The following is a 26,215-nucleotide window of genomic DNA, read 5'->3' as shown; positions in this document are numbered from 1 at the left end:
CGACCCTGTGAACGGCGGGAGTCGGGTAAGTGCGTACTCGCCGACCGTGAGGCATGAAGTTGGCATAGACCAATGTGGCCGTCAAGGGCCGTTGCGCTATGCGCGTCGAGCGGACTTCAGCGGAGGAAACGCCCCTATCGCGCCGAGCCGTGCCGGATCGGCGGCCGGGCGCGGGCGGGTCAACAGGCGTGCGTATGCCTCCTGTTGACCCGCCACCTGCACCGATCAGGGCGCCGGGACCTCGTCCACGAAGGAGGTACCGGCCGCGCGGTAGGCCTCGACCTCCGCCCCCACCTGATCCGGCGTCAGATTCTCGTCCTTGACGTGCAGGACGTAGTCGACCTGCTGGTGGTAGGAGCGCGGGCCGGTGTCCGGCTGCCCTTCGAGGTCGATGAGCCACTGGTTGAAGTTGATCGACATCGGGCGCTCGGGAAGGTACGCGGCGTCGTGCGTGGCGAAGACGCTGCCGTCGATCCAGTACGTGATGGCCCCGCCGTCGATGGTCATCACCAGGTCGTGCCAGCCCGCGAAGGAGGTCCGGCTCTCGCTGTGCTGGTTGACGGCCTCCCAGGGCTCGGGGTTGTAGGTCTCCCAGGAGGTGGTGAAGAGGGTGCTGGAGGGCTCGCCCCAGCCGCCGTTGGGCAGGTACTCGAAGTCGTACTCGGCGTAGTCGTCGGCCATCGGGGCCTTGAGGTCGTTGATGGTGAAGAAGGTCTGCACCACCCGGTCGCCGTCGGGTCCGGACTCCGGGGCGTCGCTGAAGTGCACCCGCGCCGCATAGGTGCCGTTCTGGAACTTCTGGCTCCTGGTGAGGATCTCGGTCTGCCGGGTGGACTCGGGCGTCCCGGCCGTCGAGGTCTCCAGGTCGAGCACCGAACTCCCCTCCGCCGTACGGAAGGTGACCTGCGCCGGGTCCCAGACGGCACCCGGCACCCCCGGGCCGCCGGAGCCGCCGCGCACGCTCCAGCCATGGTCCGCGAGGGCGGGATCGGCCGAGTCGGTGTAGGCGAAGTCGTCGAAGAGGGCGGGCGCGTCCGCCGCCGGGGCGGTGCCGCGGGGGAGCGCGGGGGCGGCCGTGGCGGCGGACGGCAGGCAGAGCAGGGCGGTGCCCGCGGCCAGCGCGGACAGTGTCACGGCGGTACGCGGCCGGGGCCTTGGTGAACGAGTCGGCATGCGGGGTCCTTTCGGTACGTCCGCCGGGGTGCGCGGCGGACGGCGGGGGCGGAAGGGACAAGAGCGTGGGGGAGTGCCACCGGGGGCGGCGCCCGCGCTTGTGTGCGGAGGGCGGGGCGGGCGCAGGGCAGGGCGTTCGCGCACTTGACCAGTTGCCTGCGCCGGGCTTTACCAGTCGGGCAGATCGAAGGTGGCATGGACCAGTGGCGCCGTCAAGACTCCGCGTCGGGCGGCCGAGGAGCCCGCAACTGACCGGATAAGACGTCGAGTTGGGCCTGTGTGTCCCGTTCCTGCCGCCGTCCGCCCGCCTTGCTTTACCAGTGGTCAGGTGTTTGGATGACGAGGCGTCAGTGCAGCGTCCGGCGAGGAACGAGAGTGCGCCATGGAGATCCCCGAGACCACCTCCGGGGCCGTCCTGAAGCGGGAGCGGGTGCGCGCCGCGATCCTGGAGATCATCGAGGAGCGGCACCCCGGAGCGGTGATCCCCTCGGAACGCGTCCTGTGCGCCCGGCTCGGCGTCTCGCGGCCCACCCTGCGCGCCGCCGTCGACGAGTTCGTCCGCGCCGGACGGCTGGTGCGCGAACACGGCAGGGGCGTCTTCGTCGCCGCGGAGAAGATCACCCAGGAGCTGGTCCCCGGCGCCGAGGTGCTGAGCGTTCCCCCGGCCGCGGGCGTCTGGACCAGCAGGCTCCTGGAGACGGCGATCCGCCCGGCCGGGGCGCGGGTGGGCCGCAAGCTGCGCCTCTCGCCCGCCGCGCCGATCCGGCACCTCACCCGGCTGCGCCTCGTCGACGGCGCGCCCATGGCGATCGAGTACCTGCACCTGCCGGCCGAGCTGGTCCCGGCGCTCACCGAGGCGGAGTTGGAGGACGGCGACCTCTACGCCCACCTGCGCGCACGGCACGGCGTCGAGGTCGCGGAGGCCGACCAGTCCATCGAGCCCACCGTCACCACCGAGGCGGAGGCCGCGCTCCTGGAGGTCCCGGTGCTCTCCCCGGCGCTCCTCTTCGAACGCCTCACCTCGGACCGCGCGGGACGGCTGGTCGAGTACGTGCACTCGCTCTACCGCGGCGACCGCTACCGCATCCGCTCCCGGCTCACCCTCAGCCCCTCCGGCGCCCCGCAGCCGCCCGAGGCGCACCATCCCGGTATCCCGCCCGGGGATTTCGCCCCCGACCGGCCTGTGTCATTCTCGGCGCACGGCGTGGTGCAGGACGGCTGAGGCCCGTGCTCGGCACGCGTCGTCCGCCGCCCGGCTGTACGCCCCTGACCGGCGCCCCGCACTTGCTGCCTGACAACTTGACGCCAGTGGCCGGGCGTTGGCTGCCCGCCCCGGGGATGCGAGGGTCCACAGGACTGCACACTCTTCGACAGGGGGACGTCTCATGGGCTTGGCCGGTGGAGGCAAGGCGGCGATCGTGGCGGTCGCCGCGGCAGTTCTGTCCGTGGTCCTGGGCGGCGGCTTCGCCCAGGCGTCCGAGGCGCACGCGGGTGCGGATCCGGCGGTGCCGGTGACGTCCGCGGAAGGTGTCGCCACGGACACCGGCCCCGCGGACGACGGCTGGGGCTGAGCCCCGCCACGGGGGGCTGCATCTCCCGTGCGGGCCCGGTCCGCCTGGGCTCGGCCCGCCCGGGTCCTACCCCGCCGGGCCCGACTCCGCGCGGTGGCCTGCCCTCCGAGGCGACCCGCGCGCCGCGCGCGCTGATCCGGCCTCCCGCCGGATCAGCCCCGCGCGCCCGCTCCCACCACCGTTTGGCGGCGCCCCGCGGCCCCCTCAGCCCCCACCCCGTACGAGCCCCGGGTCCTCCAGGACGCGCCCCACCGTCAGGGCGGCGGCGCCGGTGAGGGGGCCGCGTCTGCCGAGGGTCGAGGCGCCGAGGGCCTCGGGGGACCAGGGCCGCACGGTGACCCGGCGGGCCAGCTCCCGGCGCATGGAGGGCAGCAGCCAGTCGGCGAGTTCGGCGTAGGCGCCGCCGAGGACCACGGCCTGCGGATCCAGCAGGTTGACGGCGCCCGCGAGCGCGATGCCCAGCGCCGTACCGGCCCCGAGGACGGCCGCGCGCACCCGCTCCTCGCCCGCCGCCGCCCGCCGCACCAGCTCGGCGACGGCGTCCCCGCCGGTTTCCCGCAGCCCGGCGGCGCGCAGCACGGCGGCCTCGCCCGCGTACTGCTCCAGGCAGCCGCGCGCCCCGCAGGGGCAGGCCCGGCCGCCGGGCCGGACCGGCACATGGCCCAGCTCCCCGGCGAAACCGAGGGCGCCGCGCAGCAGTTGGCCGTCCACCACGAGCGCCGCGCCGATGCCCGCCTCCGCGGAGACGTGCACGAAGTGCCGGGCGGGCGTCAGGTGCAGCTCGGCGAGGGCGCCGAGGTTGGCCTCGTTCTCCACGGTCAGCGGCAGCGGGAGCCGCCACAGCCGGTCGAGGGCCACCTCCTGCCAGCCCAGGTTGGGCGCCCGGACCACGGTGCCGGGCCGCGGCCCCACCAGACCCGGCACCGCGAGGACCGCGGCCACCGGACGCAGCCCGAGCGCCGCGGCCCGGCGCAGCGCCTCCTCGGCGACCGCCGTCAGCTCGGTGAGCACCTCCGGCGCGGACCGCCCCCGGTTGGCGGCCGGGCGCCGCACCCAGACGCGTACCTCGCCGCGCATGTCGCTGACGCAGGCGCCCAGATGGCCGACGCCGACCTCCAGGCCGCAGCCGGCCGGGCCGCGGTCGTTGAGGGCGAGGGCCCGCCCGGGCCGCCCGGCCCGGCCGCTGCTGACGGTGCCCTGCTCCACGAGGAGGGCGTCGGCGCGCAGTTCGTCCGCCAGGCTGGCCGCGGTCGGGCGGGTGAGCCCCGTCGCGGCGGCGATCGCGGCCCGGGAGAGCGGGCCCCGCTCCCGCACCGTGCGCAGCACCAGCGAGAGGTTGCGCCGCCGCACGTCCTGCTGCGAGGCGGGCCCCGCCCCGGGCGGCTCCTCGCCGTACATCCGCTGCCCCTTCCCGGCCGAAACGCCCCGCTCGCGCACCCGTCAACTGCCGTACGGGGGGCCATGCAGCCGTACGAGGGGTTCCCCTCCCCGGCTCCCGCATCCTAATTTGTAAAACGGGCTTACCAATAGCCCCGGTGCACTGCGCACCGCCCGCGCACTCCCGAGGAGCCGCCCCATGCCCGACAGCCTCACCCCGGTACCCGCCCACAAGTTCTCCTTCGGACTGTGGACCGTGGGCTGGCAGGGCCGGGACCCCTTCGGCGACAGCACCCGCGAGGCGCTCGACCCGGTGGAGACCGTGCACCGGCTCGCCGGACTCGGCGCCTACGGGGTCACCTTCCACGACGACGACCTGATCCCCTTCGGCTCCGGCGAGGCCGCCCGCGAGGCGGCGGTGGCCCGCTTCCGCCGCGCCCTGGACGAGACCGGCCTGACCGTCCCGATGGCCACCACCAACCTCTTCACCCACCCCGTCTTCAAGGACGGCGCCTTCACCGCCAACGACCGCGACGTACGCCGCTTCGCGCTGCGCAAGACCCTGCGCAACATCGACCTCGCCGCCGCGCTCGGCGCCCGCACCTATGTCGCCTGGGGCGGGCGCGAGGGCGCCGAGTCCGGTGCCGCCAAGGACGTCCGCCTCGCCCTCGACCGCCTCAAGGAGGCCTTCGACCTGCTCGCCGACTACGTGGTGGAGCAGGGCTACCCGCTGCGCTTCGCCCTGGAGCCGAAGCCGAACGAACCGCGCGGCGACATCCTGCTGCCCACCGTCGGCCACGCCCTCGCCTTCATCGAACGCCTGGAGCGCCCCGAACTCTTCGGCGTGAACCCGGAGACCGGGCACGAGCAGATGGCCGGGCTCAACTACACCCACGGCATCGCCCAGGCCCTGTGGGCGGGCAAGCTCTTCCACCTCGACCTCAACGGCCAGAGCGGGATCAAGTACGACCAGGACCTCCGCTTCGGCGCGGGCAATCTGCGCGACGCCTTCTGGCTCGTCGACCTCCTGGAGAGCGCGGGGTACGAAGGCCCCCGGCACTTCGACTTCAAGCCGCCGCGCACCGAGGACGCCGAGGGGGTGTGGGCCTGTGCCGCGGGCTGTATGCGCACCTATCTGCTGCTCAAGGAGCGCGCCGCCGCCTTCCGCGCCGACCCCGAGGTGCAGTCCGCGCTGAAGGCCGCCCGCCTCGACGAACTCGCCCGCCCCACCCTGCACTTCGGCGAGAGCCCGGCCGAACTCCTCGCCGACCGCAGCGCCTTCGAGGACTTCGACGCCGAGGCGGCGGGCGCCCGCGGCATGGCCTTCGAACACCTCGACCAGCTCGCCGTCGAGCACCTGATGGGCGCCCGCTGAGCACTCGCCGAGCGCCCGCTGAAGCGAGGGAGCGCGGGGGAGTGGGGCGGCGGTCGGCAGGGCGCAATTCCTCTGCTGCTTGAAGGAGTTGCGGCACGAGTCTTGACGCCGTGTTCACAAGTCAGAACCATGACTGGGCAGCGAGCGCGCTCATGAGTCTTCCACCGTTCATTTAGTGAAGTAGGAGAAAGCGCCCATGCCTACACCCCCCACCGAGCCGACGGGCCGTCCCACCCCGACGGAAGGCCGGCCCGCCCGCCGGACGATCCTGGCGGCCGCCGCCGCGGCCGTCCCCGCCGCGGGACTGCTCTCCGCCCAGAGCGCCGCCGCGGCCCCCGCCCCCGCCACCCCGGGCGGCGCCGGGGCGGGCCGCGCGGCCGCCCCCGACCTCGGGCCCAACGTCCTGGTCTTCGACCCCGCCACCCCGGACATCCAGGCCAAGCTGGACGAGATCTTCACCAAGCAGGAGAAGGCCCAGTTCGGCACCGGCCGCTACGCCCTCTTCTTCAAGCCGGGCACCTACAACGGCCTCAACGCCCAACTCGGCTTCTACACCGCCATCGCCGGGCTCGGCCTGGTCCCCGACGACACCACCATCAACGGGGACGTCACGGTGGACGCGGGCTGGTTCGACGGCAACGCCACCCAGAACTTCTGGCGCTCCGCCGAGAACCTCGCCCTGGTCCCGGTGAGCGGCAGCAACCGCTGGGCCGTCTCGCAGGCCGCGCCCTTCCGCCGGATGCACGTCAGGGGCGACCTCAACCTGGCCCCCGACGGCTACGGCTGGGCCAGCGGCGGCTACATCGCCGACAGCCGCATCGACGGCAAGGTGACCCCGTACTCGCAGCAGCAGTGGTACACCCGCGACAGCTCGGTCGGCGGCTGGGAGAACGCGGTCTGGAACATGGTCTTCTCCGGCGTCGAGGGCGCCCCCGGGGACAGCTTCCCGGAGCCCCCGTACACCACCCTGCAGACCACCCCCGTCTCCCGCGAGAAGCCCTTCCTCTACCTGGACGGCGAGGAGTTCAAGGTCTTCGTCCCCGAGAAGCGGACCGACGCCAGGGGCACCACCTGGGGCAACGGCACCCCGCGCGGCACCTCGCTGCCGCTCAGCGAGTTCTACGTGGTCAAGGAGGGCGCCGACGCCGCGGCCATCAACGACGCGCTCGGCCAGGGCCTCAACCTCCTCTTCACGCCCGGCATCTACCACGTCGACCGGGCCATCGAGGTCACCCGCGCGAACACCGTGGTCCTCGGGCTCGGCTACGCCACCCTGATCCCCGACAACGGTGTCACCGCGCTGAAGGTGGCCGATGTCGACGGCGTACGCCTCGCCGGCCTCCTCCTCGACGCGGGCAGCACCAACTCGGAGACCCTGCTCGAGGTCGGCCCCGACGGCGCCTCCGCCGACCACGCCGAGAACCCGATCACCGTCCAGGACGTCTTCATCCGCATCGGCGGCGCCGGGCCCGGCAAGGCCACCACCAGCATGGTGATCAACAGCAGGCACACCGTCGTCGACCACACCTGGGTCTGGCGCGCGGACCACGGCGACGGCGTCGGCTGGGAGACCAACCGCGCCGACTACGGCGTCCGGGTCGAGGGCGACGACGTGCTCGCCACCGGACTCTTCGTCGAGCACTTCAACAAGTACGACGTCCAGTGGAACGGCGAACGCGGCCGCACGATCTTCTACCAGAACGAGAAGGCCTACGACGCCCCCGACCAGGGCGCCATCCAGAACGGCGACCTGAAGGGCTTCGCCGCCTACAAGGTCGCCGACTCGGTCACCACCCACGAGGGCTGGGGACTCGGCAGCTACTGCTTCTACAACGTCGACCCCACCATCCGCCAGGGCCACGGCTTCGCGGCGCCCAACGCCCCCGGGGTGAAGTTCCACCACCTGCTCGTCGTCTCGCTCGGCGGCAAGGGCCAGTACGACCACGTCATCAACGACCTCGGCGACCCGACCTCCGGCGAGGACACCGTGCCGTCGAAGATCGTCCAGTACCCCTGAGACCACCGGCTCGCCTGAGCCCGTACCCCGTGAGCCGTACCCCGTGAGCCGTGCTCGCGGTCCCCGGTGCGCCTGCCACGCTCCCCGCGCGGCAGGCGCACTCGCGTCCGGGGGCCCGCACCGGCGGGCCGCGGTCCCAACCCCCTTGCCCAGGCCCCAACTCCCTTGCTCAGCAAGCGGGTTGGTGTGCAACAGCGGAGTGCCGCCCCTCCCGCGGGGCGGGTGCTTTCTGGGAGAGTGCGACGGCCCCGGGGAGGGCACCTCGCTCCAGCCTCCGCGCGCCGGGACCTGAGCCGCCCTGTTCCGCCCTGTCCTGCCCTGCTCCGCCCTGCCCTGCTCGCGGGGCGGGGAGCACCGCGCGCCGTACGACTGTGCACGTACCCGGAGAAGCAGCCCGACCCGGCGTCGGGCGGATCTCCGGGACCGAGCGCCGCCCGAGCCGAGACGCCATGCCCGCCGCAGGATCGGAGTCCCGATGGAAGAGGCTGTCCGCGAGATCCGTGTCAGCGAGGCGCTGCAGCAGCCGCGGTGGGGCGATCCCCGCCAGGTGCGCCGGGTCCGGGAGGCACTGGCGGCCCGGCCGCCGCTGGTGCGCGCCGAGGACATCGCCCGGCTGCGGACCCGGCTCGCCGCGGTCGCCCGCGGAGAGGCGCTCGTCGTCCAGGCGGGGGACTGCGCGGAGGACCCCCGGGAGTGCACCCGGGTGGACGCCGCCCGCAAGCGTGCCGTGCTCGACCTGCTCGCCGGGGCCCTGCGGGCGACCGCGCACCGCCCGGTGATCCGGGTGGGCCGTATCGCCGGGCAGTTCGCCAAGCCGCGCTCCCGGCCGACCGAGCGGGTGGGCGACTGCGAACTCCCCTCCTACCGCGGCCACATGGTGAACGCGCCCGAACCCGACGCGGACAGCAGACGCCCCGACCCGCTGCGCATCCTCACCGGCTACATGGCCGCCGCCGAACTCCTCGGGCACCTCGGCTGGCGCCCCGGCGCCGGGACCGCCCCGCCCGAGGCCGCGGTGTGGACCAGCCACGAGGCGCTCCTGATGGACTACGAAGTGCCCCTGGTCCGCACCGCCGAGGACGGCACCCCCTTCCTCGGCTCCACCCACTGGCCGTGGATCGGGGAGCGCACCCGGCAGGTCACCGGCGCCCATGTCGCCCTGCTCGCTGAGGTGGGCAACCCGGTGGCCTGCAAGGTCGGCCCGGGGACGACCCCCGCTGAACTCCTCGCGCTGTGCGCGCGGTTGGACCCGGAGCGGGAGGCGGGACGGCTCACCCTGATCGCCCGGATGGGCGCCGAGAAGGTCGCCGAGCTGCTGCCCCGGTTGGTCGCCGCGGTACGCGCGGCCGGGCACCCGGTGATCTGGCTGAGCGATCCGATGCACGGCAACACCCTCACCGCGCCCGGCGGTCACAAGACCCGGCGGGTGCGCACCCTCGCCCAGGAGGTGTCCCGCTTCTGCGCGGCGGTCCGCGGCGAGGGCGGCGTGCCCGGCGGGCTGCACCTGGAGACCACCCCGGACGAGGTCACCGAGTGCGTCTCCGGGGACGCGGCACTCGACCACGTCGGCGACCGCTACACCAGCCTGTGCGATCCGAGACTCACCCCCTGGCAGGCGCTCTCCGTGGTCCAGGCCTGGGGGACCTGAGGGCCCGGGGACCGCGCCCGCCCGGCACCGACCGCTGACCCGCTGGAGGCTCCATGCATGCCTATGTCGTCGTCGACGCGTTCGCGAGAAAACCGCTCACCGGCAACCCGGTCGCCGTGTTCTTCGACGGCGACGACCTGCCCGCCGCCCGCATGCAGCGCATCGCCCGCGAGATGAACCTCTCCGAGACCACCTTCGTCCTCCAGCCCCGGGAGGGCGGCGACGCCCGGGTGCGCATCTTCACCCCGGTCAACGAACTGCCGTTCGCCGGGCACCCGTTGCTCGGCACGGCGATCGCGCTCGGCACCCGTACCGAGGCGGAGCGGCTGCGCCTGGAGACCGCCATGGGTGTCATCCCCTTCGAGCTGGAGCGCGAGGGCCCGGTGGTGCGGGCCGCGCGCATGCGGCAGCCGGTCCCCACCTGGGAGCCCTTCGACCGGGCTCCCGAACTCCTCGCCGCCCTCGGCCTCGACGGCTCCACCCTGCCGGTGGAGATCTACCGCAACGGCCCCCGGCATGTCTTCGTCGGCCTCGACAGCGTGGCGGCGCTCTCCGCCCTCGACCCGGACCACCGGGCGCTCGGCGCCTTCCCCGACATGGCCACCAACTGCTTCGCCGGGGCGGGCGGCCGGTGGCGCAGCCGGATGTTCTCCCCGGCCTACGGCGTCGTCGAGGACGCGGCCACCGGATCCGCGGCCGGTCCGCTGGCGATCCACCTCGCCCGGCACGGCCTCGCCCCCTACGGCACCCGGATCGAGATCACCCAGGGCGTGGAGATCGGCCGCCCCTCCCCGATGCGGGCCCTCGCCCTGGGGCAGGGGGAGCGGGTGGACACCGTCGAGGTCGCGGGGGACGGCGTCGTGGTGATCGAGGGCACCCTGACGGTGTGACCGGCCCCCGCCGCGGGCCGGGACGAGAAGCGAGGAGTGCGTATGAGCAGCAGCAGGTCGGAGTCGCTGACCGGGACGCTGAGGACCGCGTTCCCCGAGTACGCCGAGCCCCCCGCGCAGCCGCTCGGGCTCCTGCGCGAGTGGCTGGACGAGGCCACCCGCCTCGGCGTCCGGGAGCCCCGGGCCCTGGCCCTGGCCACCGCGGACGCCCGGGGCCGGACCTCCTCGCGGACCGTCGTCCTGAACCAGGTCACCGACGAGGGCCTGGTCTTCGCCTCGCACGCCGGGAGCCGCAAGGGCCGCGAGATCGCCGCCAACCCCTGGGCCTCCGGCGTCCTGTACTGGCGGGAGAGCAGCCGCCAGATCGCCGTCGCGGGCCCGGCACGCCCGCTGCCCGCGGCGGACTCCGACGCCCTGTGGCAGGCCCGGCCGGTGTTCACCCATGCCATGACCACGGCCTCCCGGCAGAGCGAGCCGCTGCGCGACCTCGCGCACGCCGAGGAGCTGCGGGCGAGGGCCCTGGGGCTCGCGGCTCCGGAGGCCCCGCTGCCCCGCCCCGCCTCGTATGTCGGCTTCCTGCTGGTGCCCGAGTCCGTCGAGTTCTGGGCGGACGGCGCCGACCGCCTGCACGAACGGCTCCGCTACGAGAGCGGAGCCGACGGCTGGGAGGTCACCCGGCTCCAGCCGTGAGGCGCGGTGCGCGGTGCCGCGCCGGGCCGGTGCCGCCCGGCGCGGACCGGCGCGGGTTCAGATCCGGGCGCTGAAGGGGCAGGCCCAGTCCGAGGGCTTGCGCCGCCCCGAGTAGCGGCGGGCCTCGGACAGCTCCTCGTACTCCACCAGGTTCGGGTTGATGCTGCCGGACAGCTGCACGTCCTGCTTGCGTATCTTCTCCTGGAGGCGGTCCCACAGGCCCGCCGCCTTGATCCGGTCGAACTGCGCGTGCGAGTTGAAGGCCAGCATCGGGAAGGGCGGGCGGCGGCCGACCCTGCTGTGCGTCTCGTGCAGTCCGATGACGAAGAAGGGGTGCCCGGCGACGCTGTAGGCGAAGCGTCCTGAGGCGGGGTCGGACTCGTAGCCCTCGGCCCAGGTGTGCGCCACGCTGTCGTGGTCGTGCAGGGCCTGGAGGTGCTCCCACATCCGGCACTCGAAGTCGACGTCGCTCAGGTCCAGCGGACCGGAGAAGGTGGCGACGAAGCTGGTGAAGGGCTTGGCCTCCCAGTCCACGGACTTCACGTACCGCTCCAGATCGGCCGCCATCAGGCGGGCCGCGGAATCCTCCCCGAGCCAGGTGTAGTGATGATGGGTGATGCCGCCCTGTCGCCAGGCCGAACGGCCGGCGAGGCACGGAAAGGAGTCTCCGAGCAGGAACTGCCCGACTTCAGCGGCAGCGGCGTCAACCAGCATGTTGTGCGACTTTCTTGTGAAGGTGAGGTCCCGGGCCGGAATGTGGCCTCAGGCAGTGAAGAACGCGGGTGGCCCACCCGTCAAGTGACCTTCGGTCCCGACTCCCGAGGCCGACTGCCCTTTCCGTATTCTCGCAGGTCACGAGGGTGCCTCCGGCCCAGTCGATCACCGTGCCCCAGCGCTCCTCGAAGGCCCCGCGCCGGGCCCTCGCCGATCTCCGCTCCCGGGCGCGCGCCGCCCCCGCGCCCGGTCGCCCCGCAGGCCCCGCCGGATGCCCGGGTGTAATGCCCGAAGCTGCGGGCAGCCGAGCAGCAGTGCTACGGGGAGTGATGTGCGATGGAGTGCCGGACGAGGCCCGAGGACGGCGCCGGGGAACCGGTCGGCCAGGAGCTGCGGCTCGCCGAACCGCAGAGCGCGGCCGAGGCCCGCCGCGCGGTGGAGGAACTGCTGGCGGAACGTGCCCGGCCGGGGGAGGTCTCCCCGGTGAGCGACGCCCTCCTGGTCGCCACCGAACTGGTCACCAACGCGCTGCGCCACGGTGGTGGCGTGGCCGAGTTCCGCACCGCCGTGACGACGGGCGGACTGCGACTCTCGGTGAGCGACCGCAGCAGCAGCTTCCCCCGGGTGCTGCCCCAGGGCCGCGCCATGACCCCCGGCGGCTACGGCTGGCCCCTGATCCGGCGCCTGGCCCGGGAGATCGACATCGCCCTGCTCCCGGACGGCGGCAAGCGCATCAGCCTGCTCGTACCCCTACGCTGAGATCCGGCGCCCTCCCGCCCCGGCACCCCGAGTGCCCTTTCCGGTACGGAAGACGTGAGGCCGCCGCGAGCCGAAGGGGGACGCGATGCGCCCGCGGAAGTGGAAGGCGCCCGCCGCTCCGGAGCGGGCCCGGCAGCGCGTGAGCACGCCCCCGCTGCCCCCGGTGCACCGGCTCGCACTCCCCGCCGCCGGGCCCGAGGACGTCGTCCTGGACGCCGAGGGCCGGATCCTCACCGGGGTCGCCGACGGGCGGCTGCTGCGGGTCGACCCGGACACGGGGGAGGTCGCCACCCTGGCCCGCACCGGCGGCAGACCCCTCGGCCTGGAGTTCTGCCCGGACGGCACCCTCCTGGTCTGCGACAGCCGCCGCGGACTGCTGCGCGTCACGCCCGCGGGCGCCGGGGAGAGCGGGGACGCCGGGCAGGCAGAAACCGGCGACGCGGATGCCGGGCAAGCGGCCACCGGTGACGCGGGCGCCGGGCTCGGCAGCGTCGAGGTGCTGGTCGGCCAAGTCGAGGGCGAGCCGCTGACCTTCGCCAGCAACGTCGTCCTCGACCCGGCCGACGGCACCGTCTACTTCACCGCCTCCAGCCGCCGCTTCGACCTGGAGCACTACCTCGGCGACCTCATCGAGCACTCCGGGACCGGGCGGCTGCTGCGGCGCCGCCCCGACGGCCGGGTGGACACCCTCCTGGACGGGCTGCACTTCGCCAACGGCCTGGTCCTGGCGCCGGACCGCTCCTTCCTCGTCCTCGCCGAGACCGGCGGCTACTGCCTCACCCGCTACTGGCTGACCGGGCCGAAGGCGGGCACCCGCGAGGAACTCCTCGGCAATCTGCCGGGATTCCCGGACAACCTCGCCCTCGGCAGCGACGGCCTGATCTGGGTGGCCCTCGCCACCCCGCGCAATCCGCTGCTCGACCGGCTGCTGCCGCTGCCCGGGCTGCTGCGGCGGCTGGTGTGGGCGCTGCCGCAGTGGGCGAGCCCCGGGCCCGCGCGCACCACCTGGGTCCTCGCCGTCTCCCTCGACGGGAGCCTCGTCCACGACCTCCAGGCCGAGGGCGGCTCCTACGCGATGGTCACCAGCGTCCGGGAACGCGAGGGACGGCTCTACCTCGGCAGCCTCCACGAGAGCGCCCTCGCCACCACGTACGTTCCCTGACCTCCTCCGCCGCGCGGCGCAGCCCCCTGACCGGGGCGCTGTGCGGACGTTCAGCAGACGTATATCGCCGCCCTGTGTACTCCTTGCACGCCTTGACACGGCAAGGCGCTCGGAACGCAGACGGAGGCGCGGATGCTCACCGAGAGGGTGCTGCAGTGCGGGGACGTAGCGGAAGTCGAGCGACTCGAGTACTGGCAGGAGCTGGTCGGCGAGAGACATGCCGAAGGGGAGCTGTTCAGCGAGCACCGGGACGACTTCTGGGCGCGCTACCGCTTCATGGACCTGGGCGTCGTCACGGCCTGGCCCGCGCAGTGCAAGCCGCTGGTCTTCCGGCGCACGGCCCGGCACGTCCGCCGCTCGGACCCCGAACTCCTGCACGTCTCGGTGCCGTTGTGCGGCTCGCTGCGGATCAGCCGGGGCGAGGAGCAGTACACGGTCGGCTCGCGTGAACTGGTCGTCGCCGACAGCTCCCGGCCGAGCGTCGTGCACGTGGGCTCCGGCAGCGGGCTCTACGCCTGCGGGGCGGTGGAGATCCCCAAGGCGCTGGTGCCGCTGCCCCGCCGCCAGATCCAGGAGGCGGGACGGCTGCGCCCCAGCGCACGCACCGGATACGGCGCGCTGCTCGGCCAGTTGCTGACCCAGCTCGCCGGACCCGCCCGCCAGTACCAGCCCGCGGACGCGCCCCGCCTCGGGATGCTGATGATCGACCTCTTCTCCGGGCTCCTCGCCCAGGCCTTCGACGCCGAGAGCGCGCTCAGCCCGGAGTCCCACCGGCGCTCCCTGGTCCTGCGGATCAAGGCCTTCATCCTGGAGAACCTGCACGAGGCCGAGCTGACCCCGTCCGCGATCGCCGAGGCGCACCACATCTCCGTCAGCTATCTGCACCGCCTCTTCGAGAACGAGGAGGCGACGGTCGCCGCGTGGATCCGCCGCAGACGCCTGGAGCGGGCCCGGCGCGACCTGGCCGACCCGGCCCAGGCGGCCACCCGCATCCACGCGATCGCCGCCCGCTGGTGCTTCGCCAACGCCTCCGACTTCACCCGCGCCTTCCGTACCGCCTTCGGCACCTCGCCCAGGGACTTCCGGGGGAGCGTGCTCAGCGGTCAGGACCCGGCGGACACCGACTGAGCGGGTGCGGGCGCCGGGGGCAGGAAGAGCCGCCCCGACAGGGCGCCCCGCGCCGTCCGCCAGGCCACCGTCACCCAGGCGGCCACGAGCAGGGCGTAGAGAGCGAGAGCGGCCCCGGTGAACAGCGCGGAGTCCAGCCGGAGCGCCAGGGCGCTGCTGCCGGTGACACAGGTGCCGAGCGGGAAGGTGAAGCTCCACCAGCTCAGCGAGAAGGGCAGGCCGCCCCGTGCGGTGCGCACCGTGAGGGCCGCGGCGAGCGCCAGCCACAGCATGGCGAACCCCCAGACCGGCACCCCGTAGAGGAAGCCGAAGACCTCCGCGCCGGTGGCGTAGGGCCCCGGCAGGGCGAGCGGTGCGGCCCCGCCCAGGAGGTTCGCGGCGGTCACCGACTGCCCGAGGGGGCCGAGCACGAGCCAGAGCGTCGGCACCAGGGCGGCCGGGCCGGGGCCGTGGTGGACCAGCCTGCCCCAGACCTGGGTCAGCACGAGCAGCGCGGCGAAGAGGCTGATCCCGAACATCGCGTAGCAGGCGAGCAGCAGCGCGAGCCGGCCCTGCCCCGGCGGCAGATGCGAGACGAGCGCGGCGCCCCCGGCCGCCGAGACCATCGGCGGGACCACCGGCATCAGCCAGCCCCCGAAGGCGGAACCGGCCGCCGCCGGGCGCCCGGTGATCGCCCGGTACGGAATCCAGACGCAGGTGGCGAGGCCGAGCAGGGTCCCGGCGGACCACAGCACCGCGTCGACGCCGAGCGCGGCCTCGGCGCCGATCCAGTCCCGGCCGAGGGACAGGGTCCCGGCGCCCACCGTCACCAGCGCCATCGCCGGGGCGCCCCAGTAGTGCGCCGCCACCGGGTGGCGGGCGTGGCCGAGGGCCGCTTCCCGGTGGCGGGTCCAGTGCACGGCCCAGGCCGCGGTGAGCGCGAGCAGCAGCAGCGCCGCGAGCGCCCAGACGGCGGTGGCGAGGGGACGCAGCCCCGGGGCGTGGAGGGGCAGCCCGGCCGCCGCGTTCGCCACGATGCCGGTGCCCATCACGCAGGCGAACCAGTTCGGGCCCAGATGCCGGAAGAGGTCGGCCGGGCGGTCCAGCGCGCTCAGCACCCGGCCCGGTGGCCGGGCGTACCCGGATCGCGTCCGGGGGCTCTCGTCGTCCGTCGTGGAGCGGGCGGAAGTCTCCGGACCCGTCCTGGGGTCCTTCGGCGGGATCGGGCTGCGGTCCCGGACGGCGGCAGGGGTGCTCATGGGGTCCACTCTCGAAGGCCCGTCCCCGCTCCGGTAGGGGCCGGTACGGCATGGGGTCATAGACTGGGCCTATGCCTCTGCCCAACCGGGTCAGCGACCTCGGCCCCTTCGACCTGCTGCTCTCCGTCGCCCGCCTCGGCAGCGTCGGGGCGGCCGCCCGGGCGCACGGCATCAGCCAGCCCGCTGCCAGCTCCCGGCTGCGGCACCTGGAGCGCCGCCTCGGCCTCGAACTGCTCACCCGCTCGCCCACCGGCTCCCGGCTGACCGAGCACGGCGCCCTGGTCACCGACTGGGCCCGCACCGCCGTCGAGGCCGCCGCCACCCTCGAAGCGGGCATCGCCTCCCTGCACCACGGCGCCGAGTCCCGGCTCCCGGTCGCCGCCAGCATGACCATCGCGGAGTACCTGCTCCCGCACTGGCTGGTACGGTTCCACGCCACCGTGCCCGGCACCACCATCGCCCTGACCACCGGCAACTCGGACGAGGTGGTGGCCGCCGTCCTGGACGGCAGCGCCCGGATCGGCTTCGTGGAGAGCCCGCGCGTCCCCGGAGCACTGCGCTCGCAAGTCGTGGGCCGCGACGAGCTGACCCTGATCGTGGCCCCCGGGCACCCCTGGAGCCGCCGCGCCCGCACCGGGATCACCCCCGCGGAACTGGCCGCGACACCGCTGGTCAGCCGGGAGCGCGGCTCGGGCACCCGGCTCTCCCTGGAGCGCGCCCTCGCCCGGGGCACCGAGGCGCCTCTCGCCGAACCCCTCCTGGAGCTCTCCTCCACCACCGCGATCAAGACCGCGGTCGCCGAGGGCGTCGCGCCCGCCGTCCTCAGCAGCCTCGCGGTGGCCCGGGACCTCGCCGCGGGCACCCTCGTCGCCGTCCCGGTGACCGGACTCGACCTCCACCGGCGGCTGCGCGCCGTCCACCGCAGGGGCCACCAACTGGTCGGCGCGGCACGGGACTTGGCCGCCCTCGCCCGCCGCTCCTTCGAGGCCGCCACCCGCGCGGAGGGGACCGGCGGGCAGTCCGCCCCGCTCAGCCCGGGCGGACCTCGGCCAGCACATTGACGCCGTCCACCCAGCCGACCGTCGCATTGGCGCAGCGCACCGCGTGCGCGGCACCCGCCGTGTGCGGATCCGGCAGGGCGAGCCCGAGCCGGCAGCCGCCGCGCGGGGCAGGTCCATGGACGCGAGCGCGGCGCGCATGGACTCACCGCACGGCCACCGGTCCCGCCGGGTCGCCCGGCACCGGTACCGGAACGCCCCATACCGCTCTCGGCGGGACGAAGGTCACACCGCGCGCGGACCCGCGGCCCTACCGCGCCCCGCGCGCGCACTGCGATGCTGCTGGGGTGTCCCTGATCCAGGAGCCCGAGCCCATCACGGCCGACCCGCCGCCCGGACCCGCCACCGGCCCGCTGCTCACCCAGTCCTGGCTGGACCTCGCCTTCCTGCACTGGGCCTACCCGCCCGAGGACGTGGCCCCGCTGCTCCCCGAGGGCACGGTGCCCGACACCCTCGACGGCCTGACCTATGTGGGCCTGGTCGCCTTCCGCATGCACCGCGTCGGCTGGTTCCGGCTCCCGGGCATCCCGTACCTCGGCACCTTCCCGGAGACCAATGTGCGCCTGTACTCCGTGGACGAGCGGGGGCGGCGCGGAGTGGTCTTCCGCTCGCTGGACGCCTCCCGGCTGATACCCGTCGCCGTCGCCCGGTCCGCCTTCCGGCTGCCGTATCTGTGGTCGAAGATGTCCGTACGGCAGGAGGGCGACCTCCTCACCTACACCAGCAGGCGGCGCTGGCCGGGACCGCGCGGCGCCGGAAGCCGGATCGTCGTACGGCGCGGCCCGCGCCTCGCGGAGCCCACCGCTCTGGAGCACTTCCTGACCGCCCGCTGGGGCATGCACAACACCTTCCTCGGCCGGTCCCTCTACCTGCCGAACACCCACCCGCGCTGGCCGCTGCACCGGGCCGAACTCCTGTCCTGCGAGGAGGACCTGGTCGCCGCCGCGGGTCTGCCGCGCCCCGTCGGCCCGCCGGTGAGCGTGCTCTACTCGCCCGGCGTACCGGTGCGCTTCGGCCGCCCGGCCCGGCCCGGCGGCATCCCGACCCCCTAGGGGCCGCCGCACCGCTCGGCGCCCCGTGCCCGGAGCCGGCCCCCGCCCCGGCACGCTTCCCGGATCCCGCAGAGCGCACAACCATCGGCCCCCCTTCGCCGTCCACCCAGGTGGACATCGCATGACGAGCGAAGGAACTCCTGTATGCCCCTGATACGACACTCCGGTTCCCGCGGCACCCGGCGCCGCGGCCGTGCGGCGGCGCCGCTGGCCGCCGCGCTCCTGGTGGCGGGCGGCCTGAGCATCTGGTCGCTCACCCCCGAGCAGGCGCACGCCGCGGAGGGCAAGGCCGCCCCGGCCGACGACTTCAACGGCGACGGGTACGCGGACCTGGTCTCCGGCGCCCCCGGCGGCACCGTCTCCGGCAAGGCGGGAGCCGGGTACCTGGCCGTGACGTACGGCTCGGCGGACGGACTCGACCCCGCCGAGCGCACGCTGGTCAGCCGCTCGACCGGCGGGGTGCCCGGCTCGGCCGTCGCGCAGCAGCACTTCGGCCGGAGCTTCAGCAAGGGCGACCTGGACGGCGACGGCTACAGCGACCTGGTGGTCGGCTCCGCCGCCGGATCGCCGGGCGGCGTGGTCCTCTGGGGCTCGCCCTCGGGCCTGAGCGGCGGCACCGCGCTCGCCGGGTTCGGACAGGCCCCGCAGATCGGCGACTTCGACGGTGACGGCCAGGCCGACCTCGCCCTCTTCGGCGACGCCGAGGTCGAGGGCGACGACCCCGTCACCCAGCAGGCGAACCTCTGGAAGGGCCCGCTCACCCGCGCCGGAGAGCCCGCCCAGCGGCTCGACTTCCTCGACAGGTCCCAGTGGTGGGGCTACGACGACGAGGGCCCCGGCTGCGACACCGACGACTCCTGCGTCGACGGACCCCACTCGCTCAGCGGCCCGGTCGAGGCCGAGGCGGTCGGCGACGTCAACGGCGACCGGCGCGATGACATCGCTGTCTGGGAGTACGAGGGCGACGGAGTCTGGGGCAACCACGTCCTGCTCGGCGGCGCCTCCGGCTTCAAGAACAGCGGCACCCTCGGGGAGATCGGCAGCATCGGCGACGACGGGGCGACCGCCGTGGGCGATGTCGACGGCGACGGCTACGGCGATGTGGTCATCGGCGCGGGCGAGGGCACCGGCAAGGTCACCGTCGTGCACGGCTCCGCCGAGGGCCCCTCCGCCGAGCGCACCCAGTCCTTCGACCAGAGCCTGCCCGGCTTCTACGGGGCCGAGGAGAAGGGCGACCGTACGGGCTCCTGTGTCGCGGTGGCCGATGTGACCGGCGACGGCCGCGCGGAGGTCGCGCTCGGCATCAGCGGCGAGGACTTCAGCGGCCTGACCGACGCCGGTTCGGCCGCCCTGCTCCACGGGAGCCCCTCCGGCGTCACCGGCGAGGGCAGCCAGGTCTTCCACCAGAACAGCCCCGGGGTGCCCGGAGTCGCCGAGAAGGGCGACAAGTTCGGGGCGGCCTGCGCGCTGCTCGATGTGAACGGTGACGGCCACCGCGACCTCGCGGTCTCCTCCACCGCCGAGAACGCCTCGGCCGGTGCGCTGTGGTCCCTGCGCGGCACCGCCGAGGGGGTGACCACCACGGGTGCGACCGCCTTCGGGCCCGGGGACCTCGGCGCCCCGGTGACCAAGGCGCTGCTCGGCAGCCACCTGCGCTGAGTCCGCGGCTGCCGGGCGGTCCGCCGCCCGGCAGCACGCCGGTCCTGCGGGGGAGGGCGCCCGCTCCCCGGCCGTACGACCCGTGGCGGGCCGAACGTCCCGGTCAGTCGCGGGAGTTGCCCGCGTGGCGGATCCAGGCGAAGACGCCCACCACGAGCAGGAGGCCGAAGAGCAGAGCGAGCATGGTGCCGCTGCTCAGGCCGCCGCCCCCGGTCGTGCCGTTGTGATAGCCGCCGCCCCGGTAACCGCCGCCACGGGAACCCGAGGAGCCGCCACGGGAGCCGCCGGCGGCGAGGACGAGGTGCGCGTAAGGACTCATGATCGGCAAACTAGCCTGGTTCCGGGCGCAGTCCACCGGCTGTTGCAGGCCGGTGACATGCACCGGACACGGCCGCGACGCCCCCGCCTCCCGCACGGCCCTGCGCGCGGGACGCCCCTCGGCTCGGACGACGTGAACCCCCGAGACTCCCCGAACTCCCGCCGCCTCAGCGGCGAATCGCGTGCAGGTACCAGATCATCCCGGTGGCCCGGCCCTGCTCGTCCCACTGCACCTCGTCCGGGTCGACGTGCAGGCCCAGCCGCACATAGCCCTCGGTGGCCTCCGCCAGCTTCTCCTTGGTCAGGGCCATGGTGTAGAAGTCCGGCCGGATGTCCTGGATGTCCCACCGGGGGCCCAGGTTGGCGTGCAGGTTCTCCCGGCTGACCTGGAACTGCGGCAGCACGAACCCGGTGGCCTCGTCCGCGAAGCAGAAGAGGTGCAGCTGCGCGCCGGGCGCCGTGACGCGGTGCAGCGCCTCGGCGTACGCGCGCTGCTGCTGCTCGCTCAGGCAGTGGTAGAGCGCGCTGTCCAGGACGGTGGTGAACCGCCCGTCCTCCAGCTCGGCCAGCCGCGTCGCGTCCGACTGCACGAACTCGGCGGTCACGCCCAGCTCTTCGGCCCGCCGCCGCGCCCGGTCGAGCGCGGTCGCCGCGGCGTCGACGCCGGTCACCCGGTGGCCCTTGCCCGCGAGGAAGAGCGCGTTCTCCCCGAGGCCGCTGCCCGCGTCGAGGATCTCCCCGGCGAGCCTGCCCTCGCCCTCCAGACGGGCCACGAAGTGCTGCGCCTCGCCGATGTCCCACGGGGTGACGGAGAAGGTCACCTCCGAGCCCCTGACCGGCGGAGCCCCCTGGTACGTGGCCTCGAAGTCGACATCCTCGACGGAGAACGACGGAGTTTCCGGCATGCCAGATTCCTTCCCGAACGCAGCGGCGAGACCCGCGAAGTGAGCGTACGGTACCCACGCGCACACCCATACGTGAACATCGTGCCCTTGTGTCACACCATTACCGGCCAGCGGATTCGGCCCCCGCGAGCCGCGCATCGAGGCCCGGCAGCCAACTGCCCGGCGGACGCGCCAGCCACCCGTACCGCCCGGCGAGCCCGGCGGCGGCCGACAGCAGCGCGTCGAGCCCCGGATGACGCAGCCCCCGGCGCCACACCAGCGAGACCGCGGCGAGCGGCACGGGGTCGGTGAGCGGGCGCAGCACCGTCCCGTCGAGGGTGAGGAACTGGGTGGTGGCGAGGACGGACCAGCCCTGCTTGCGCATCAGCCGGGCGAACTCCTGCTCGCCGTCGATGGAGGGGAAGGGCGCGGCGGAGCGGATGCCGCGCGCGGCGAAGAGCTGCTCGGCCAGCGCCGTCCACTCGGCCGTCGCCGGGTTCCCGGCCCCGGTGTAGAGGGTCTCGCCCGCGAGCCGGTCGAGCGGGATCGCGGGCAGCGCCGCCAGCGGATGGTCCTCGGGCAGCAGCACCGCCATCGCCTCGTAACGGACCAGCCGGTGCTCCAGTCCGCTGCGCGCGGCGGCGGAGAGCCCCGCGACGCGGCCGAAGGAGACATCGAGGCGCCCCGCGAGGATCTCCTCGGCCGCCCCGGTCAGTCCGCTGTGGAAACGCGCGGTCAACTCGGTCTCGGGCGACGCCCGTCGGGCCTCCTCCAGTACGCGGTTGCCGGTGGCCGCCGGGGCGCGGATGTCGACGAGCAGGGGCCGGTCCGCGTCGGGGGCGAAGGCCGCGAGCAGCGCCTCCTGGACCTCGGCCAGGCGGCGCGCGTACGGAATGAGCCGGTCGCCCGCCTCGGTCAGTTCGACCCGCCGGGTGGTGCGCAGGAACAGCGCGGCGCCCAACTGCCGCTCCAGACGGGCGATATCGCGGCTCAGGGCCTGCTGCGCGAGGTGGAGCCGGGCCGCCGCACGCGAGAAGTGCAGCTCCTCGGCGACGGCGAGAAAGGCCCGCAGGAGGCGGGGGTCGATGTCGTGCGGCACCGCGCCATTGAAGCATCGCCGCGATTGACAACTCCCGTGCGTCAATGGCCCCTCAACAGGTGTTGGACGCCCGGGACCGCCCGACCGGAGGCTGTCCGCCATGGGCAACCACCTTCCTCGGCCCGCCCCGGGCCCCTACCGCCGGCTCTTCTCCGCCCCGGGCGCCACCGCCTTCACCGCGGGCAGCCTGCTCGCCCGGCTGCCCATGGGGATGTCCGGCGTCAGCCTCGTCCTCATGGTCGCGGGCACCCGGGGCTCCTACGCCCTCGCCGGGGCCGTCTCCGCGGTCGGCCTCGGGGTGACGGCCGTCGTCGCGCCGCTGATCGCCCGGCTCGTCGACCGCCACGGCCAGGCGCGGATCGCGATACCCGCGGTCGCCCTCTCCGCCTCGGCCTCCGCGGTCCTGGTCCTGTGCGTGCGCCGCGAGGCACCCGACTGGACCCTCTTCGCCTCCTACGCGGCCACCTCCTGCGCCCCCAACACCGGCGGCATGGCCCGCGCCCGCTGGAGCCACCTGTACCGGCAGGACCCGGCGGCACGGCACGTGGCCAACTCCTTCGAACAGGTCGCGGACGAGGCCTGCTTCATGCTCGGCCCGGTGCTCGCCGCCTTCCTGTGCACGGCGCTCTTCCCGGAGGCGGGCACCCTGGCGGGCGCCGCCCTGCTGCTCTCCGGCGTCCTGCTGTTCTGCGCCCAGCGCGGCACGCAGCCGCCGACGGGCTCCGGCACGGCGCGGGGGCGGGCACCGCTGCGGACCGCGGGCATGCCGGGAGTGCTGCTCACCTTCGTGTGCACGGGCGTGATCTTCGGCGCCCTGGAGGTCACCACCCTCGCCTTCGCCGAGGCGCGGGGGCACCGGGGCGCGGGAGGCGCGCTGCTCGCTCTGCAGGCGGCCGGTTCGTGCGCGGCGGGGCTCCTCCTCGGGCTGCGGGCCCCGGCCGCCTCGCTGCCGCGGAGGTTCGCCCGGTGCACGGCGGCCATGGCCGCGCTGACCACCCTGCCGCTGCTGGCCCGGGACCTGCCCGTGCTCGCCTGCTGCCTCTTCCTCACCGGTTGCGCCAGCGCCCCCGCGATGGTCACCGGGATCACGCTCGTACAGTCCCTGGTGCCCGAGGACCGGCTCAACGAGGGCATGACACTCGCGGTGACCGGCATCCTCACCGGCATCTCCGCCGGAGCCGCCGCGGCCGGCTGGACCGCCGAGCACCTGAGGCCGGGCTCCGGCTACTGGATCCCCTGCGCGGCGGCCACGCTCGCGGCACTGACCGCGCGCCTGCGTGCCGCCCGCAGCGAGAGCCCCGCGCCTGCCGGGCGCGCGCAGCAGGGGGCCGGGCCGTGACCCGCCGGGTACCACCGGCCACGTCGAGCGGAGTGACGGTGCACGGCGGCGGTCCCGGCGTCCCGACCGGCAGCGGCTCCTGGGCTCCTAGGCGCTCCCGGCGGGCGGATCGGCCAGGATGCCCACCAGCAGCCCCGTGGACTGGCCCACCTCGATGAGGTAGCCGTCCGGGTCCCGCAGATAGCAGCGGAGTTCGGCCTTGCGGTCGAGGGGCGGGGTGAGGAACTCCGCGCCCTTCGCCGACCACCGCTCGTAGCAGTCCGCGATGTCGGCCACGCGGAGGTTGAGGAAGCTCGTCGCGGTCCCGGGATCGGTGGGCGGGTGCAGGGTGACATCGGGCTTGTCGGGGGTGGGGCCGCCACCGGGGTTCATGAGGATCCAGCTGTTGGCGAGCTTGACGATGCACGGGTTCTCGGCGAGCACCACCTCCCCGCCCAGGATCTCCGTATAGAACGCCCGCGACCGCGGTACGTCCGCGACCGTCAGGAAGTGGGTGACGAGCAGGCCCGTGTCCGGGGCCGGAAGGTCGTCTCGGCGCATGTCGTGCTCTCCCTCGCCGGATGGCGGATGCGGGCGTGGCCGCGGCCGGGGCGGATCGCCGGAGGGGCACGACCCCGGGGGGAGGACGGACCGGCCGCTCGGCTGCCCGGGCCTCACTCCGTGGGCCGCACCCGGGCCGCACTCGTGCCCTGATGCCACTCCATGGTGGGTCCGGGTGGCCCGATGCGAAAGTCGGGCGGTACGCGGCCCGGCCCCGGGCGGCCCCGGAGCGGTCAGGACACCCCGCACCGCCGTGTACGTGCTCGTACGTGCCGCTCCGCACCGCCGCCTACGCGCGTGCTCGTACGTGCCGCTGCGGACCAGGGCCGGGTCCGGCGCCGTACGCCCGCTCACTCGCAGGGCACGACCGCGACCGGCGCCACCGCGTGCTGCAGTGCCGCATGGGTCACCGGGCCGATCCGGGAACCCAGCGGCAGATGCCGCCGCGCGCGGTGGCCGACGACGAGGAGCCCGGCCCCGGCGGCGGAGTGGAGCAGCTGCGGACCGACGGCCCCGGAGCGCAGCACCCCCTCCACGGGGACCTCCGCCTCCCCGGCCCCGGCCGCCGCGAGCGCCGCGCGCAGCGCGGGGGAGGCCGCCGACTTGGCATCGGCCCCCACCTTCGGATTCGGCAGCGCGGAGGGGTAGGAGTAGACCCCCTGGAGACTCCAGACGTGGACCGCCCGCAGCGGGTGGTGCTCGCGCCGGGCGGCCTGGAGCGCGTGGGCGAGGACCGGGTCGGGCACCGTCCGCAGGTCAAGCCCGGCCACCACGGGGCGCTCCGTGTCCGCACCGTGGGCGCTGCCCTCGGGCACCACGACCACCGGGCCGCGGGCGTGCGCGACCAGGCCGAGCGCGAGCGAGCCGGTGAGCCGGGTGGTCACGGCGTGCGCGGGGCGCGAACCGATCACCACCAGCTGCGACTTCTCGGTGCTCGCCGCGAGCGCCTTCGCCGGATCGTCGGCGACCTCCTCGACGGTGATCTCCAACTGCGGGTGGCGGGTGCTCAGTTCGGAGACCTTCGCGGAGAGCCAGGAGTGGTCCGGCTCGGGCGGGTGGGACCCGGCTCCGGGCCGCCGCCGGGCCCGCAGGAACCTGAGCGGAGCCGCCCGCAGGACCGCCTCGCGCGCGGCCCAGTCCGCCGCCGTCATACCTTCCGGGGACCGCGCGGCCCCCACCGTCACGGGCAGGACCATGATCTGCCTCCGCACCCGGACGCCACGTCCGCCGCCGCGCCCGTCGCCGTCGGTTCTCCCCTCCCAGGAGAGCACCGGCGGGGCGCGGCGGCCAGCATCCCTGGTCACGCTCCCGGTGCGGACCGGCCCCCGCGCCGGGGCGGATGTGCGGCTGCTCACCCACCCGGCGTGGCCGCCGTCACTTCGCCCCGGCGGATCCCGCTCTACACTCGGCGCCGCTCGCCATTGATCAACACCCGTTGATCCGGATCGATGACCAGCGCGAGCACATGCGCATGCAAACGCGCAAGCACGAGCACAAGTACCAAGACCAGCACCAGCACCAGGAACCTCAGGGGGACCGCAATGCCGACTGCCGCCGAACCGGCTTCCGCGCCGATCTACGAGAGCCTCGTCGAGGAGCGCGGTGATGTGCCCGCCGAGGCACGCGAGACCGCCGAGGAAGTGTGGCGCGAGGTCGAACTCGCGGTGGACTTCCGGTCCGCGGCCGTCTGACCGGGGGCCGCTCCCGGACCACGCCCGTCGCGGGACCCCGTTGTCAGACCCCTCCGCTACCTTGCGGGCATGGCTGAATTCGTACTGGTAGCAGGGGCATGGCTGGGTGGCTGGGCGTGGGAGGAGGTGGCGCCCGCGCTGAGAGCCGCGGGGCACGGCGTCCATCCGGTGACGCTGCCCGGTCTCGCCGAGAAGCGCGAGGAGACCGCCGTGGGCCAGCAGGCCCATGTACGGGAGATCGTCGAGGCGGTGGAGACAGGCGGCCTGAGCGAGGTCGTCCTCGTCGGCCACAGCTACTCGGGCATCCCGGTGGGCCAGGCCGCGGAACGGATCGGTGAGCGGCTCGCCCGCGTGGTCTTCGTCGACTCCGAGGTCCCGGTGGACGGCGAGTCCTTCGCTTCCGGCTGGTGGCAGGGCCCCGCCGAGCTGGAGGCCTCACTCGAGAAGAACGGCGGCTCTTGGGCGCTGCCCACCGCCCCCGACTTCGAGGGCCAGGGGCTCACGGACGAGCAGATCGCCCGGTTCCTCGGCGCCGCGACCCCGCACCCCGGCGCGAGCCTCACCGAGCCCGCCGTCCTCGGCCGCCCGCTCGGCGAACTCCCCGCCACCTACCTCAAGTGCCTGCTCGACGGCCCCGAGCCGAACCCGACCGTGGCCGCCCTCCTGACCAGCGCGCGCTGGGAGCTGGTCGAACTGGACACCGGCCACTGGCCGATGTTCTCCCGGCCCGGGGAGTTGGCACAGATCCTGCTGCACTCGGCACCGGCGGCCTGAGGACCGGGCCCACGGGGGAGGGGGCGCACCGCGGAGAAACGGCGCCGGGCCGTCCAGGT

The 26,215-nt window shown here is 74.5% G+C and carries 24 protein-coding genes and 1 pseudogene; 16 read left to right on the top strand and 9 right to left on the bottom strand.

Going from position 1 to position 26,215, the window contains the following annotated elements; all coding sequences use genetic code 11:
• Positions 1-225: 225 nt before the first annotated feature.
• A pseudogene (locus MID12_RS00370) lies at positions 226-1,029 on the bottom strand (glycoside hydrolase family 16 protein); the annotation flags it as partial.
• Positions 1,030-1,555: 526 nt separating this feature from the next.
• Here MID12_RS00370 and MID12_RS00365 point away from each other — a divergent pair.
• Positions 1,556-2,395, top strand: a complete 840-nt coding sequence (locus tag MID12_RS00365) for a GntR family transcriptional regulator (protein WP_040246026.1) — start codon at positions 1,556-1,558, stop codon at positions 2,393-2,395.
• A gap of 163 nt (positions 2,396-2,558) precedes the next feature.
• Complete coding sequence (locus tag MID12_RS00360) at positions 2,559-2,744, top strand: hypothetical protein (RefSeq protein WP_263164018.1); 186 nt, start codon at positions 2,559-2,561, stop codon at positions 2,742-2,744.
• A gap of 204 nt (positions 2,745-2,948) precedes the next feature.
• On the opposite strand, the gene MID12_RS00355 is transcribed toward MID12_RS00360, so the two are convergent.
• Positions 2,949-4,142 (bottom strand): ROK family protein, encoded by a 1,194-nt coding sequence (locus MID12_RS00355; RefSeq protein ID WP_263164015.1) that lies wholly within the window; start codon positions 4,140-4,142, stop codon positions 2,949-2,951.
• Positions 4,143-4,320: 178 nt separating this feature from the next.
• Here MID12_RS00355 and xylA point away from each other — a divergent pair, with 178 nt between their 5' ends.
• The 5 genes from xylA (at position 4,321) to phzG (ending at position 10,741) form a co-directional block, all read left to right on the top strand.
• On the top strand, positions 4,321-5,496 hold the full coding sequence (gene xylA, locus MID12_RS00350; RefSeq protein WP_040246023.1) for a xylose isomerase: 1,176 nt from the start codon (positions 4,321-4,323) through the stop codon (positions 5,494-5,496).
• Between the two features lie 196 nt (positions 5,497-5,692).
• Positions 5,693-7,513: a coagulation factor 5/8 type domain-containing protein gene (locus MID12_RS00345; protein WP_263164010.1), complete on the top strand. Its 1,821-nt coding sequence runs from the start codon at positions 5,693-5,695 to the stop codon at positions 7,511-7,513.
• Positions 7,514-7,988: 475 nt separating this feature from the next.
• Positions 7,989-9,161 carry a 3-deoxy-7-phosphoheptulonate synthase gene (locus MID12_RS00340; RefSeq protein ID WP_263164007.1) on the top strand — a complete coding sequence of 391 codons (1,173 nt, stop codon included), beginning with the start codon at positions 7,989-7,991 and terminating at the stop codon, positions 9,159-9,161.
• 53 nt (positions 9,162-9,214) lie between these two features.
• Positions 9,215-10,051, top strand: a complete 837-nt coding sequence (locus tag MID12_RS00335; protein WP_040246020.1) for a PhzF family phenazine biosynthesis protein — start codon at positions 9,215-9,217, stop codon at positions 10,049-10,051.
• 42 nt (positions 10,052-10,093) lie between these two features.
• On the top strand, positions 10,094-10,741 hold the full coding sequence (gene phzG / locus MID12_RS00330) for a phenazine biosynthesis FMN-dependent oxidase PhzG (protein WP_317633351.1): 648 nt from the start codon (positions 10,094-10,096) through the stop codon (positions 10,739-10,741).
• 57 nt (positions 10,742-10,798) lie between these two features.
• Here the strand turns inward: phzG and gntA are convergent, their stop codons facing one another.
• The gene (gene gntA, locus MID12_RS00325; protein WP_040246017.1) at positions 10,799-11,455 is read right to left on the bottom strand and encodes a guanitoxin biosynthesis heme-dependent pre-guanitoxin N-hydroxylase GntA; all 657 of its coding nucleotides are present in this window, start codon (positions 11,453-11,455) and stop codon (positions 10,799-10,801) included.
• 336 nt (positions 11,456-11,791) lie between these two features.
• Between gntA and MID12_RS00320 the strand changes: the two genes are divergently transcribed.
• The 3 genes from MID12_RS00320 (at position 11,792) to MID12_RS00310 (ending at position 14,504) form a co-directional block, all read left to right on the top strand.
• Positions 11,792-12,214, top strand: a complete 423-nt coding sequence (locus tag MID12_RS00320; protein ID WP_063778597.1) for an ATP-binding protein — start codon at positions 11,792-11,794, stop codon at positions 12,212-12,214.
• A gap of 85 nt (positions 12,215-12,299) precedes the next feature.
• Complete coding sequence (locus tag MID12_RS00315) at positions 12,300-13,376, top strand: SMP-30/gluconolactonase/LRE family protein (RefSeq protein WP_263164001.1); 1,077 nt, start codon at positions 12,300-12,302, stop codon at positions 13,374-13,376.
• Positions 13,377-13,508: 132 nt separating this feature from the next.
• Positions 13,509-14,504: a helix-turn-helix domain-containing protein gene (locus tag MID12_RS00310; protein ID WP_040246016.1), complete on the top strand. Its 996-nt coding sequence runs from the start codon at positions 13,509-13,511 to the stop codon at positions 14,502-14,504.
• Here MID12_RS00310 and MID12_RS00305 read toward each other — a convergent pair.
• Complete coding sequence (locus MID12_RS00305; RefSeq protein WP_263163997.1) at positions 14,480-15,742, bottom strand: TDT family transporter; 1,263 nt, start codon at positions 15,740-15,742, stop codon at positions 14,480-14,482. The genes MID12_RS00310 and MID12_RS00305 overlap by 25 nt on opposite strands.
• Positions 15,743-15,813: 71 nt before the next feature.
• Between MID12_RS00305 and MID12_RS00300 the strand changes: the two genes are divergently transcribed.
• From MID12_RS00300 to MID12_RS00290, 3 genes are all read left to right on the top strand, one after another.
• Positions 15,814-16,803: a LysR family transcriptional regulator gene (locus tag MID12_RS00300; RefSeq protein WP_263163996.1), complete on the top strand. Its 990-nt coding sequence runs from the start codon at positions 15,814-15,816 to the stop codon at positions 16,801-16,803.
• Positions 16,804-17,087: 284 nt separating this feature from the next.
• Positions 17,088-17,852 carry a YqjF family protein gene (locus tag MID12_RS00295; RefSeq protein WP_040246014.1) on the top strand — a complete coding sequence of 255 codons (765 nt, stop codon included), beginning with the start codon at positions 17,088-17,090 and terminating at the stop codon, positions 17,850-17,852.
• Positions 17,853-17,996: 144 nt separating this feature from the next.
• On the top strand, positions 17,997-19,511 hold the full coding sequence (locus tag MID12_RS00290; protein WP_263163993.1) for an FG-GAP repeat domain-containing protein: 1,515 nt from the start codon (positions 17,997-17,999) through the stop codon (positions 19,509-19,511).
• Between the two features lie 103 nt (positions 19,512-19,614).
• Here MID12_RS00290 and MID12_RS00285 read toward each other — a convergent pair whose 3' ends face one another.
• The 3 genes from MID12_RS00285 to MID12_RS00275 all read right to left on the bottom strand — a co-directional run bounded on the left by MID12_RS00285 (position 19,615) and on the right by MID12_RS00275 (position 21,812).
• On the bottom strand, positions 19,615-19,830 hold the full coding sequence (locus MID12_RS00285) for a hypothetical protein (RefSeq protein ID WP_263163991.1): 216 nt from the start codon (positions 19,828-19,830) through the stop codon (positions 19,615-19,617).
• Between the two features lie 166 nt (positions 19,831-19,996).
• Positions 19,997-20,734, bottom strand: coding sequence for a class I SAM-dependent methyltransferase (locus tag MID12_RS00280; protein WP_263163989.1), 738 nt, complete (start codon positions 20,732-20,734; stop codon positions 19,997-19,999).
• 100 nt (positions 20,735-20,834) lie between these two features.
• Positions 20,835-21,812: a LysR family transcriptional regulator gene (locus MID12_RS00275; protein ID WP_263163987.1), complete on the bottom strand. Its 978-nt coding sequence runs from the start codon at positions 21,810-21,812 to the stop codon at positions 20,835-20,837.
• A 100-nt stretch (positions 21,813-21,912) separates the two neighbouring features.
• On the opposite strand from MID12_RS00275, the gene MID12_RS00270 reads away from it, so the two are divergent.
• Positions 21,913-23,151 (top strand): MFS transporter, encoded by a 1,239-nt coding sequence (locus MID12_RS00270; protein WP_263163986.1) that lies wholly within the window; start codon positions 21,913-21,915, stop codon positions 23,149-23,151.
• 87 nt (positions 23,152-23,238) lie between these two features.
• Here MID12_RS00270 and MID12_RS00265 read toward each other — a convergent pair whose 3' ends face one another.
• Together MID12_RS00265 and MID12_RS00260 are read right to left on the bottom strand one after the other, a co-directional pair.
• Positions 23,239-23,691 (bottom strand): VOC family protein, encoded by a 453-nt coding sequence (locus MID12_RS00265; protein WP_040246008.1) that lies wholly within the window; start codon positions 23,689-23,691, stop codon positions 23,239-23,241.
• Positions 23,692-24,041: 350 nt separating this feature from the next.
• The gene (locus MID12_RS00260; RefSeq protein ID WP_263163983.1) at positions 24,042-24,887 is read right to left on the bottom strand and encodes a universal stress protein; all 846 of its coding nucleotides are present in this window, start codon (positions 24,885-24,887) and stop codon (positions 24,042-24,044) included.
• A 345-nt stretch (positions 24,888-25,232) separates the two neighbouring features.
• Here MID12_RS00260 and MID12_RS00255 point away from each other — a divergent pair, with 345 nt between their 5' ends.
• Both MID12_RS00255 and MID12_RS00250 read left to right on the top strand, forming a co-directional pair.
• Positions 25,233-25,382: a hypothetical protein gene (locus MID12_RS00255; protein ID WP_163011091.1), complete on the top strand. Its 150-nt coding sequence runs from the start codon at positions 25,233-25,235 to the stop codon at positions 25,380-25,382.
• Between the two features lie 69 nt (positions 25,383-25,451).
• Positions 25,452-26,156 carry an alpha/beta fold hydrolase gene (locus MID12_RS00250; protein ID WP_263163979.1) on the top strand — a complete coding sequence of 235 codons (705 nt, stop codon included), beginning with the start codon at positions 25,452-25,454 and terminating at the stop codon, positions 26,154-26,156.
• Positions 26,157-26,215 lie beyond the last annotated feature (59 nt).

The organism is Streptomyces sp. SCSIO ZS0520 (assembly GCF_025643355.1).
Classification (GTDB): domain Bacteria; phylum Actinomycetota; class Actinomycetes; order Streptomycetales; family Streptomycetaceae; genus Streptomyces; species Streptomyces physcomitrii.
The sequence above is the reverse complement of the archived record's forward strand: the minus strand, read 5'-3'. Positions and strand labels throughout refer to the sequence as shown.